Raw genomic sequence first — 10,924 nt, 5'->3', positions numbered from 1 at the left:
CCTGCCGTTGCTGGGCTTGCGCGCGGCGGCTGGCGTATTCCAAATGCCGTCACAGCAAGGCTTGACCCGCACGGTAGTCGCCAGCGGCGACCTGTTTCGGGCGACCTCGCTGAACGGGCTGGTCAATCAGGCCTCCAAAGTGGCGGGACCATTGCTGGGCGCCATGACCTTGACTGTGCTGTCCCCCCAGGCATGCATTATTTTGAATGCATTGCTGCGCCTCTGCTCCGGCCTGCTGCTGTGGCCGCTGCGCGGAATCGGTCCGGCACTGGCCAGCACAGAGCAGCAAGCGGTTGCTGACGAGCTGCCAGGAAAGCCGGAATCGCCGCGTACAGCGACTGAGGATGATGATGCCAAGATGCAGGAGAAGCCTGCTCACGCACCCCGTTTCCTCAGCCAATGGCGTGAGGGCTGGGCGTTCCTCTGGCGTACTCGAATGCTTTTGCATACGCTCATATTCGGGCTTTTCGGCTTGATTGCCATTCTCATGATTGACTACCAATTCCCTACGCTGCTGCGCGTGCTCGCTCCGGGGAACGAATCGCTGCTCGGCTGGCTGGTTTCAGCCATAGGGGCTGGCGCCGTCGGCTGCATGCTGGTGCTTAATCGCTTGAATCGTATAAGCGTGGGCTGGGGGCTGGGTGGAGGCTATGTGCTGATTGGCGGAGCTATTGCTGCTTTGGGCTGGGCGCAACCAGGGACAGGCTTGCCCGTACTGCTTATGATTGGGGCTATGCTGGGCGTGGGCAACGGCCTGTATATCATCACCCAGAACTACATTTTACAAGCCAAAACCCCGGCTGATATGGTGGGACGGGTCTTTGGTATCCAAAGTACCGTCATTGGTGCGATTATGATCGTTTCGCCCCTGGCTGGGGGATTATTAATCCGAATAGCCGGGCCAGGGACTGCCTTTGTCTGGATCGGGATGACTGTTGGCCTCCTGGGTTTGGCGGGATTACTGCTTCAATCCGTGATTTGGCACGAGCCCGTCGCTGATTCCAGCCTTACGACGGAACAACATGTTGACCTTGCATAGTCGTTTGTTTTAAATTTTGTAATTCTGGATTTTTAGCATAGGAGGAATCATGATGAGTCAACGAACTTCAACAACCGCCGCGCCTGTAGCACGATTGCTTGAAGGATCACAGGTGTATCTGCGTCCCATTCATGTGGAGGACACGGAGCTGTACTATAATACGTTGTTCCAACAGGATGTGCGGAGGCTGACAGGCACGCAGCGCAGCTTTACCAAGGATCAAATTGCGCGTTATATCGAGGCTAAGGGCCAGGATACCTCAAGCCTGCTGCTTCTGATCGCGCTTTGCGAGGATGATCGTATCATCGGGGATATCGCCCTGCAGGATATGGACACCATGAATCGCAGCGCTGGCATCCGTATCGCCATTACTGAGCAGGGGGATCAAGGGAAAGGCTACGGCAGCGAAGCGCTTGTTCTGATGCTGGATTACGGATTCGGTATTTGCAATCTGCACCGGATTGAGCTGAATGTATTTGATTACAATGAACGGGCCATTCGTTGTTATGAAAAGGTGGGCTTTCAGCGTGAAGGGGTACAGAGGGATGCTTTATTTTACAATCATGAATACCACGATTCGATTTTGATGAGCATGCTGAACCATGAATACCGCGACCGATATGTGAAAAAAGCAGAGAGCTGATAAACCACATTTACACGGGTTTGCAGAAGAGGTATAATAGATAAATAAAATTACTCATTGCGCGAATATGACCGACAATATTAAATGAACATGATTACCGGAGGAGCCTGTCACCAAGGCTCCTCTTTGTCTTTTGGAGGGGAACCTGTGCTGTACTTCAGGTTTCCCCTTTTATTTTGTCAGAGTGGTCATGTGCCAGGTCAGACACATATTTTGTACGCTAATTCTGCATTTTATGAGTATGAGAAATCTTTAAATTCTGGTTATATGCAATGAGTCCAAAGGCTAAAACAAAAGGAGGCTGACATCTATGCAATTTATACTATATCTTCTGCTGATTCTATTGTTCACAAAAGTCGCGGGTCATCTGTCAGTCAGGCTCGGTCAGCCAGCGGTGCTGGGGAAGCTGATCGCGGGGATCGTGCTGGGTCCTGCCGTCTTGGGCTGGGTTCAGAATGATACGCTAATTCATGATATGTCTGAGATCGGCGTGCTGCTGCTGATGTTCATTGCCGGACTGGAGACGGATCTGGATCAGCTCAGGCGGAACTGGAAGCCGGCAGTAGCGGTGGCGGTCGGAGGTATTATTTTACCGCTGGTCTGTGGTTTTGGTGTAGGGGAAGCCTTTGGATTTTCAGTGAATGAAGGGTGGTTCCTCGGGATTGTCCTGAGCGCTACTTCTGTTAGCATTACGGTGCAGGTGCTTAAGGATATGAACAAGCTGAATACCCGGGAAGGCTCGACCATTTTGGGGGCGGCTGTGCTGGATGATGTGCTCGTCGTGGTGTTGCTTGCAGTGATGATGAGTGTGTTCGGTATGGGCGGGCAGGAGATATCGCTAGGGCTTCTTGTCGGTAAAAAGCTGATTTTCTTCGCCGGAGCTGTGCTGGGGGGATGGCTGGTTGTCCCGTGGACGATGAAAATACTTGCCCCACTAAAGGTGACTGAAGCAGTCATCACGGCTGCGTTGATTATTTGCTTCGGGTTTGCGTATTTTGCTGATATGCTGGGAATGGCAGGGATTATCGGAGCCTTCGCTGCCGGGATTGCCATCGCACAAACCGACTATAAGCACGTCGTAGAGGAAAAGGTGGAGCCCATCGCTTATTCCATTTTTGTTCCTGTGTTTTTTGTCAGTATTGGATTAAATGTTTCCTTTGAGGGAGTGGGGCAGCAGCTCGGATTTGTGGTTGCTTTGACACTGATTGCGCTAGTGACGAAGCTAATCGGGGGAGGCATCGGGGCGCGGCTGACGGGCTTTGATAACCGTTCTTCGCTTGCGATCGGCTCCGGGATGATATCGCGTGGTGAAGTCGCGCTTATTATTGCAGCTACTGGTCTGCAAACGGGTCTGTTGGTACAGCAATATTTTACATCGGTGATCATTGCCGTCATTTTGACGACTTTGGCTGCGCCTCCGATCCTTAAGCTATGTTTTAGTGATAAGAAGGAGTCCTCCGCTCATGAACCAAAAAAGAAGGTCAGCATTGACAAATCATAACGAAAACATCGACAAGTCATAACGAAAAGACCCTTCGGGTTCAGCTTCTCATTGCGTGCATGGATAGTCCGATTTTTGGAGTAGAACGGACTTCCTATGCAGCATGAGAAAGTGAGCGGAAGGGCCTTTTTTATGTTAAATGCACTGCTAAGATGAGGAAATTAGGACTCGGATACCACCGTGAAACGTTGGTTCAGATGTTGAGGCTTTTCAATTTCGTCGACAACAGCTACCGCATAATCTTCATAGCTGACATAGCTTGCACCTTTGGAATTAACCAACAGCGTGTCTTTGCCTACTTGATAAGAGCCTGTGCGTCTGCCAAGAGCAAATTCAGCGGAAGGGCTAATGAAAGTCCAGTTCAGGTCGCTGGTGCCGCGTAGAATTTCCAGGTTTTTTCCCTGATTATTTGCTGTTGGATATACGAAATCCGGGAAATTAGGCGTATCTTTGACCAAAAGTGTGTGGGATTCGTCAGTAAACAAGCTGCCTGCACCACCTACGACAATCAGGCGTGTACCGGACACATTACGCAGCGCTTCAATCAGTACGTTACCTGCGTCTACATGCAGATGCTCTTGTCCCATTGGGGCGCCAAAAGCGTTAACGACGACGTCATAACCTTTCAGATCATCTGTTTTCAGATCAAAAACGTCTTTTTGAACCACAGTGGCACGATTTTCTGTTACTTTAGCCGGATCGCGAACGATCGCGGTTACTTCATGTCCTCGGTCCAATGCTTCTTTTATAATATTTCTTCCTGCTTTACCGCCTGCACCAATAACTGCAATTTTCATAATAGAAAGCCTCCTATAAATATAATGTGGATGGTTCATTCGTTTAATCGTAAGTGCATCCTGTTCATTCACGAACTTGGATATGTAACTATTATAGTTACAATATAAAATGAAAGTCAAGCGCTTCTGCTGAGCCAACTAAAGTCCTTCGATTGGAAAGAGCGAAACTTGTTTATCGGGCCGCATCCACTGTGATATAAAAGGGTGATTTTCATATGCTGAATAGTTATACAAGGCAGTTTTACTTTGGGCCGGGTTCAAGAATCTGTGGAAAATAAATATGTATAGTGTGCTCTCCAACCAGGTAAGTAGAAGAATATTTTTCTTTATATGTTGTGAATTTCCTCCAGGTATTCTATTAAGAAGCGGTTGTGGTATCCTTGGATCACTTGCCAATACGGGCTAGAGTCTATAGAAGTTAAAAATTTCCATATAAACTTTCGGGCTATGAACGCCGAATTAATAGTATAAATGGTTTAGTAGTTAGAGTTAATAACGACTGAGTCGAAGAAAGAAAAGAAATTAGGTTTGCTTCGATATACCGGCCTCTAAAGAAGATCGCTTAACACCACGATACAGAGGTTCAGCAGAATGGAGGTCAACAGTTTGGTATGGCGGAGCAGACGTAAAGTCTTGTGGGCTTGGCTTGGGTTACTGTTAAGCGCAGCTCTTGGGATCGGGGGATGCTTATCCCATAGCGATGGGGGAGAATCGACCAAACTCTTTATTGCTAAGAATTTGACCAACCCTAACGGCACACTGGCTACCTACTTGCAGGAGGCAAAATCGGTCAGTCCTGAGTTGGCAGCAGGGCGAGAGGCGCTCTCCGAGTCACTCGGGCTTTGGATGCAGGCGGCGTTAGCAAGTGATGATCAGGTCGCCCTTGAAAAGAGCTATGAAACGTTAAACCGCTACTTCGTGACGGATCAAGACTACATTGCATGGAAATTAAGCCCCGAAGGGAGGGCGGAAGTTAGCACGAACGCGCTTGGCGACGACTTGCGGATTATTGGAGCTTTGCTGGAAGGGGCCCGGAAGTGGAAGGACCATCCCGAATGGAGGGCGAGGGCTATAGATTTAACGGAAACGTTGTTAAGCCGCTCGCAAAAAAACGGATATCTAGTGGATTTCTACGATTTCTCCAAACAGGAAGCTCCTGATACGCTGGCCCTCGCCTATGTGGATTTGTCGACGCTAAAAGGGCTCATGCAAGAAGGCGTACTGGACGAGGGAACGTATTGGCGATATCATGCCCTGCTGCAGGAAATGCCGGACGATGGTGTATTTTACCCCAAGTCCTTTAACGTGGTCACCGGGGAGTATGAGTATGAAGCAACTGTAAATTTAATTGACCAACTACTTGTAGCTATTCATGCCGGAGAAACGGATAGGGATCAAGCGCATCTGTATCAATTTCTGAAGCAGGAGTTTGACCAAACGGGGAAATTGTTCGGACAGTATATGCGTACCGACCGGACGGCAGCGGTGGAGTATGAGTCCCCTTCGGTTTACGGTCTCGCCATCATGTTTGCTCTTCAACAAGGGGACAGGCCCTTGGCAGAACAACTGTACGAACATATGCTAACCCTCAAGGGACATGATGTCCGTTATCCCGGAGGGTATGTGTTTGAAGCCAATACCCATATTTTCGATAACCTGCTCCCTCTACTAGGGGAGTATGCCCTTGAAAACGAGTGAAAAGCTTCCCGCTTTGACCGCGAGGAGGCGTCGGGCAGCTCGGGCAGCGTGTCGGACATCCTAATTTGTTTAAGTCATAAATCATTTAGAGGTGGGCATGAGAAATAAAAGATTAATCCAGCGCATGGTCTGGGGATACATCCTGCTGATCGGTTTCGCGATCCTCCAGGTACTGCTGGTTTATGTGAACGTCTTTAGAGACCAGTCTTTTACTATATTCGAGCTGGTTTTCAGTACAGGATGCCTTGCGGCTCTGCTACTAGGCTTTCTGGTTCCGACCGGGGTCTCGGCCGTATGTATTTTTGTTTATATGGTTGCGTATTTGGTTTGGTTTACGTCTTACGCTGAGGTGAACGTGTTGTCGTTTTCCTGGCTGTGGCTACCCCCGGCCAATATGACCGCAGCCGCGTTTATCAAAGCCGGGCTGATCCGTAATAAGCGGCTTATGGAGCGGCTTGAGGAGCTGCAGCGCAGGAATCCCGAAGTGGACTTGAATACCTCGCTCGGGAATAAGGAAGCTTTTGCGGAAACGTTGGTCAAACAGTCTAACCTTGCCAACCGTTATTCAGATACGTACAACTTCTGTCTGGCTATGTTTAAAATTGAATTTTTGCCAATGGTGCAGGAATCTCTCGGTTCGCAAGGGTATGCCCGGTTGCTCGTTTCCTTATCGGAAGGAATTCAGAAGCAAATCCGCTACGAGGATTACAAGTTTGGCCTTGATCAGGGAAGGTTTATCGTTTTGCTTCCCATGACAAACCATGAGTATTTAAAGGCGCTGACGGATCGGATCAAGAACGCGCTGATGGACACTTCCTTCCAGGACCGGACAGGCCGGGAGTTGAAGTTGGTGATCCGTGCCGGGGCACTGGTTTTTACGAAGGAACAGTTCAGCAAATATGAAAATGCAGAGGCGGTCATTTCCGCGCTTGAACGCAATACAGAGACGGATTTGATCGGAGAATACATTTGAACTCATCGCAATTCATTGAGAATGATTTACAGTAGGAGGAGAAGGAGATGGCTTATATCGCCTGGTTTATTCCGTTATGCAAGATAGTTAGCGTCATTTTTGGCCTTGCGGTTTTGGGGCTGTTTATTGCAACGCTGGTCTTCCGGGTACGTGTGAATCGAAAATATGACCGGAGGAAAGTCAGTGGCTGATTTACTGTTAGTGTTATCGATTATAAGCATTTGGGTGGCCGTATTCCAGTCGATTCTAATTATGTGGGGCGCGGTTCGGTTTATTTTCAAGCAAAGCAGCAAGGATTGGAACATTCCCGATCCAGAGGAAATGGAGTATTTTCCCAGCGTTACTGTCATGGTCCCCGCGCATAATGAAGAATTGGTCATTGCAGCAACTGCGGCAAATATTTTGCGACTGAATTACCCGAAGGACAAAGTGCAGCTCATCGTTGTTGCCGATAACTGCAGTGACGGTACCGCTGGGAGATTAAAGGAGCTGAAAAACAAGGAGGCATTTCGGGACCGGGATTTTATGATTTTTGAACGGACAGGAACAGGTGGTAAATCCGGAGCGCTTAATGATGCGCTGGAGTATGCCAAACACGAGTGGATTTGCATTTTTGACGCCGACGCGGCGCCCGAGCGGAACGCTTTATACTTTTTGATCGAAAAGGCTATGGAAGAGCCGGATGCTTACGGGGCCGTTTTTGGACGGAACAAGGCAAGAAACCGTGGGCAAAATTTCCTCTCCAAATGCATCAATCTTGAACTGGTTACGTCCCAGCGGATTTATCATACCGGATTGTGGGAGCTGTTCAAGTTGGGGACGATTCCGGGGACGAACTTCATTGTAAAAACGGATTTGATCCGCGAGATCGGCGGATGGGATACGCAGGCGATTACAGAGGATACGGCCATTTCGTTCGAGATTCTGACGAGAGGACAACTCATTGCGCTAGCGCCCCAGGCGGAAGCTTATCAGCAGGAGCCGGAGCAGCTCAGCGTTTATTTGAAACAGCGGGAGCGGTGGGCCAAAGGCAATTTTTCCGTCGTGATCGACAACATCCATCATTTGTTCAACCGATCAAGCTGGCGCATAAAGCTGCATGTGCTGTACTACGTGGCGAGTTACTTCTGGTTTATGCTGGCCATTATCGTATCGGACATCATTTTCGTCGTCAATCTGATCTACGGGGTGATCGCGTTGTTCAAACCAGATGTGGCGATGCCTTTTCAGTTTGTAGATAATTTGTATGTCTACCTCATGATTGCCTGGGGCTTAATGTATTACCTTTTCGTGCTGCAAATCAATCTGGCGCTGGCGACCGATATTGGACAAAGCACGATGCAAAACTTTATTTTGTCCTGTATATCTTATTTCACTTATGCCCAATTGTTCCTGCTGATTTCCCTGCGCGCTTTCTATTCGATGATCGTCGACAAGGTGACGGGGAGAAAAACCAAGTGGTACAAAACGCAGCGGTTTGGGGGATAAAGCAGCCAGTCAGTGGCTGATCCAGGCCGAATAAGGAGCATTTTCTAGAAATACTCAGGGGCGAAAAACGGAGTAAGCGGGAGAAAAGTGGAGATCGGCTGAATGGCCAATTCTCTGCTTTTTTACGTTGTTCCACGGTAGGCTTAATCGGCGCTGAAGGCCGAACACGGTGGAATTTGAGGATTGAGAGGCCGGACATGTGCACAAAATGTCGGGTTTTATACATATGCCAACCAGGTAATGCGATAAAAAAGAAAAATTTATTTTTTTACATCAGCCTTATCTATTAGTTTATTGGGGGCTATTGCCGTGCCGAGTACGATCTTTGTAAATTCAGATATAACTGATTCTGCAAATACATCCACTACTGCGACCCAAGATGCTGGTACAACAACTACTGGGACCATGTAGTAACTCCTCAGAGCGTAGGAAATTTGGACTTTGCATTCTTTATACTCAGGTTCCTCCTTAACAGCAGGAACAGGAATGGAAGTAACACCTAAGGTTCGTTAAATCTCAATCCCCATTGAGTTCCGAAACCCATCTAATTAGTTGATGGGCATTATGAAAAAAACGCTAGGCTATGAAACCGCTTCACGTTCGTTACACAGAGTGATAATATAAAATTTGAAAGATTTGACCGATATTTTAGCCTAGGGATCTAAGGGGGATATCCATGCCATTTCAGGGACAACACATTTTGCCTGCTGCCAAGCACATGAAGCAGCTGGAGGGCATTTTGGAGAGCTCCTATGAGTATGCGGTTTTTCTGGATACGCATGTAGCGCAGCTGCGCAGCCTGTACCAGCTAGCCAGGAGCCGCAACAAGCAGATGCTTTTGCATGCCGATCTGGTGCAAGGCTTGAAGAATGATGAATATGCCGCGGAATATTTGTGTCAGGAGATTAAGCCATTTGGGATTATCTCGACCCGGTCCGGAGTGATTGCCACTGCTAAAAAGAAGGGAATTCTTGCGGTTCAGCGGGTGTTCCTGCTGGATACGATTGCGCTGGAAAAAAGCTACGCGCTGCTAGAAAAAACACGGCCCGATTACATTGAAGTGCTGCCAGGCATTGTTCCACCCATGATTAAAGAGGTCAGTGAACGTACGGGTATTCCCATATTGGCGGGTGGACTGATTCGTACCCCGGAGGATGTGGAAGCGGCTCTCGCTGCAGGAGCTACAGCAGTGACGACATCCAATAAACAGCTGTTCGAGCATTATAAGCAATAATTGTATCAAATGGGCACCATCAACCAGCTCACGTGCCATTTTGTTTGATCGGCAGGGATTAGTGGTATACAAGCACAGGCGGGAGTTCTCGCAGGTAGTTAGATTTCCCTTTTCATCGTGCACAGTGTGTGCTACGATATGGATAAGTTAATACTCGTCAGGAGATTTGGAGAGACCATGAACCGCTCGGCGTACGCCGCAGCGATGTTCGTGGTCTTTTTTTGTATCTTTTGATGACTGGGTTGGCAGATTGATCGTGAATATATACAAAGCTGGAGGGATAGAGGATGGGAGAACAGGGATTTGCTGCGCAGGAGAGAACGACTGTTTTGGAACGTATGGGGCGCGAGCATTTTGATATATTAATTATTGGCGGCGGCATTACAGGAGCCGGAATTGCACTGGATGCCGCAGATCGCGGCTTGAAGACGGCGCTGGTGGAAATGCAGGATTTCGCAGCAGGCACGTCCAGTCGCTCTACCAAGCTGGTGCATGGCGGTCTTCGTTATTTGAAGCAGTTTGAGGTTAAGATGGTAGCCGAGGTCGGGAAGGAGCGGGCAATCGTATTCGAAAATGGTCCGCATGTGACCATACCGGAGCGTATGCTGCTTCCTTTTCACAAGGGGGGGACGTTTAATGCGTTCACCACCTCGATTGGTCTGCTGGTATATGACTTTCTTGCTGGAGTGAAACGCAGTGAGCGCCGCCGAATGCTGGACATTCAGGCTACGCTGGAGCGTGAGCCTTTGCTGAAGCGGGAAGGATTGAAGGGCAGCGGCAGCTATGTAGAGTATCGTACAGATGATGCTCGCCTGACGATTGAGGTTATGAAGGAAGCTGTTGCGCGAGGGGCGCTAGCGGTGAACTATGCCAAGGCTGACAGCCTGCTGTATGATGACGGACGAATTAGCGGCGCAAGGGTAACGGATCGGGTCACGGGAAAGCCATACGAAATTCGGGCTTCGCTGGTCATCAACGCGGCCGGACCATGGGTGGATACGCTGCGGGAAATGGATCGCTCCAAAGAGGGCAAGATGCTTCGCCTGACGAAAGGCGTCCATCTGGTATTTGATGCCAAGCGCTTTCCGCTCAAACAGGCTGTGTATTTCGATACACCGGATGGACGCATGGTATTTGCGATCCCGCGCGATGGCAAAACCTATGCGGGTACGACCGACACGGTGTATGAGGGGGATACAGCTCATCCCCGAATGACTGCCGAAGATCGGGCGTATGTGCTTCAAGCGATCAACGGGATGTTCCCGGATATGAAGCTGGGCGTTCAGGATGTGGAATCCAGTTGGGCTGGGGTACGGCCGCTTATTTATGAAGACGGTAAAAGCCCTTCGGAAATTTCACGCAAGGATGAAATTTGGGAATCCCGTTCAGGCTTGATCACGATTGCGGGCGGCAAGCTGACAGGCTACCGGAAAATGTCCGAGCTCGTCGTGGATCGTGCAGTACGCGAGCTGGGGCGCTTGCATGGGCAGAGCTTCCGGGCGTGCCGCACCCGACATATCCCGATTTCGGGCGGCAGTGTAGGCGGCTCGG

At 49.3% G+C, this 10,924-nt stretch carries 11 protein-coding genes; 9 read left to right on the top strand and 2 right to left on the bottom strand.

The window, feature by feature from the left end:
- From WG8_RS24190 to WG8_RS24180, 3 genes are all read left to right on the top strand, one after another.
- The coding region (locus WG8_RS24190; protein ID WP_007432919.1) for an MFS transporter at positions 1-1,039 on the top strand (1,039 nt) is incomplete at its 5' end.
- Between the two features lie 52 nt (positions 1,040-1,091).
- Complete coding sequence (locus WG8_RS24185) at positions 1,092-1,682, top strand: GNAT family N-acetyltransferase (protein WP_007432918.1); 591 nt, start codon at positions 1,092-1,094, stop codon at positions 1,680-1,682.
- A gap of 310 nt (positions 1,683-1,992) precedes the next feature.
- On the top strand, positions 1,993-3,183 hold the full coding sequence (locus WG8_RS24180) for a cation:proton antiporter (protein ID WP_007432917.1): 1,191 nt from the start codon (positions 1,993-1,995) through the stop codon (positions 3,181-3,183).
- Between the two features lie 161 nt (positions 3,184-3,344).
- Here WG8_RS24180 and WG8_RS24175 read toward each other — a convergent pair whose 3' ends face one another.
- Positions 3,345-3,980 (bottom strand): NAD(P)-dependent oxidoreductase, encoded by a 636-nt coding sequence (locus tag WG8_RS24175; RefSeq protein ID WP_007432916.1) that lies wholly within the window; start codon positions 3,978-3,980, stop codon positions 3,345-3,347.
- 606 nt (positions 3,981-4,586) lie between these two features.
- On the opposite strand from WG8_RS24175, the gene WG8_RS24170 reads away from it, so the two are divergent.
- The 4 genes from WG8_RS24170 (at position 4,587) to WG8_RS24160 (ending at position 8,139) form a co-directional block, all read left to right on the top strand.
- A complete protein-coding gene (locus tag WG8_RS24170) occupies positions 4,587-5,678 on the top strand; it encodes a glycosyl hydrolase (protein WP_157136364.1) in 1,092 nt (363 codons plus the stop codon).
- A 97-nt stretch (positions 5,679-5,775) separates the two neighbouring features.
- A complete protein-coding gene (locus WG8_RS24165; protein ID WP_007432914.1) occupies positions 5,776-6,651 on the top strand; it encodes a GGDEF domain-containing protein in 876 nt (291 codons plus the stop codon).
- Positions 6,652-6,698: 47 nt separating this feature from the next.
- Positions 6,699-6,842 carry a hypothetical protein gene (locus tag WG8_RS27530; protein WP_007432913.1) on the top strand — a complete coding sequence of 48 codons (144 nt, stop codon included), beginning with the start codon at positions 6,699-6,701 and terminating at the stop codon, positions 6,840-6,842.
- Positions 6,835-8,139 (top strand): glycosyltransferase family 2 protein, encoded by a 1,305-nt coding sequence (locus tag WG8_RS24160; RefSeq protein WP_007432912.1) that lies wholly within the window; start codon positions 6,835-6,837, stop codon positions 8,137-8,139. Before WG8_RS27530 ends, WG8_RS24160 begins: the two co-directional genes overlap by 8 nt.
- 260 nt (positions 8,140-8,399) lie before the next feature.
- Here WG8_RS24160 and WG8_RS27260 read toward each other — a convergent pair whose 3' ends face one another.
- Positions 8,400-8,546 carry a hypothetical protein gene (locus WG8_RS27260; protein ID WP_157136363.1) on the bottom strand — a complete coding sequence of 49 codons (147 nt, stop codon included), beginning with the start codon at positions 8,544-8,546 and terminating at the stop codon, positions 8,400-8,402.
- A 269-nt stretch (positions 8,547-8,815) separates the two neighbouring features.
- Here WG8_RS27260 and WG8_RS24155 point away from each other — a divergent pair, with 269 nt between their 5' ends.
- Together WG8_RS24155 and WG8_RS24150 are read left to right on the top strand one after the other, a co-directional pair.
- Complete coding sequence (locus tag WG8_RS24155; RefSeq protein WP_007432911.1) at positions 8,816-9,373, top strand: glycerol-3-phosphate responsive antiterminator; 558 nt, start codon at positions 8,816-8,818, stop codon at positions 9,371-9,373.
- Between the two features lie 287 nt (positions 9,374-9,660).
- Positions 9,661-10,924, top strand: a 1,264-nt coding sequence (locus WG8_RS24150) for a glycerol-3-phosphate dehydrogenase/oxidase (RefSeq protein WP_007432910.1), incomplete at its 3' end; no start/stop codon positions are given.

The organism is Paenibacillus sp. Aloe-11 (assembly GCF_000245715.1).
GTDB lineage: Bacteria > Bacillota > Bacilli > Paenibacillales > Paenibacillaceae > Paenibacillus > Paenibacillus kribbensis.
Note: the sequence above shows the minus strand (reverse complement) of the source record. Positions and strands in the feature narration are given on the sequence as shown.

What these genes read in the sequence shown, in the direction of transcription:
- WG8_RS24185 (WP_007432918.1), top strand. Translation starts at nt 1,092, where the DNA reads ATGAGTCAACGAACTTCAACAACCGCCGCGCCTGTAGCACGATTGCTT.
- WG8_RS24180 (WP_007432917.1), top strand. Translation starts at nt 1,993, where the DNA reads ATGCAATTTATACTATATCTTCTGCTGATTCTATTGTTCACAAAAGTC.
- WG8_RS24175 (WP_007432916.1), bottom strand. Translation starts at nt 3,980, where the DNA reads ATGAAAATTGCAGTTATTGGTGCAGGCGGTAAAGCAGGAAGAAATATT.
- WG8_RS24165 (WP_007432914.1), top strand. Translation starts at nt 5,776, where the DNA reads ATGAGAAATAAAAGATTAATCCAGCGCATGGTCTGGGGATACATCCTG.
- WG8_RS27530 (WP_007432913.1), top strand. Translation starts at nt 6,699, where the DNA reads ATGGCTTATATCGCCTGGTTTATTCCGTTATGCAAGATAGTTAGCGTC.
- WG8_RS27260 (WP_157136363.1), bottom strand. Translation starts at nt 8,546, where the DNA reads ATGGTCCCAGTAGTTGTTGTACCAGCATCTTGGGTCGCAGTAGTGGAT.
- WG8_RS24155 (WP_007432911.1), top strand. Translation starts at nt 8,816, where the DNA reads ATGCCATTTCAGGGACAACACATTTTGCCTGCTGCCAAGCACATGAAG.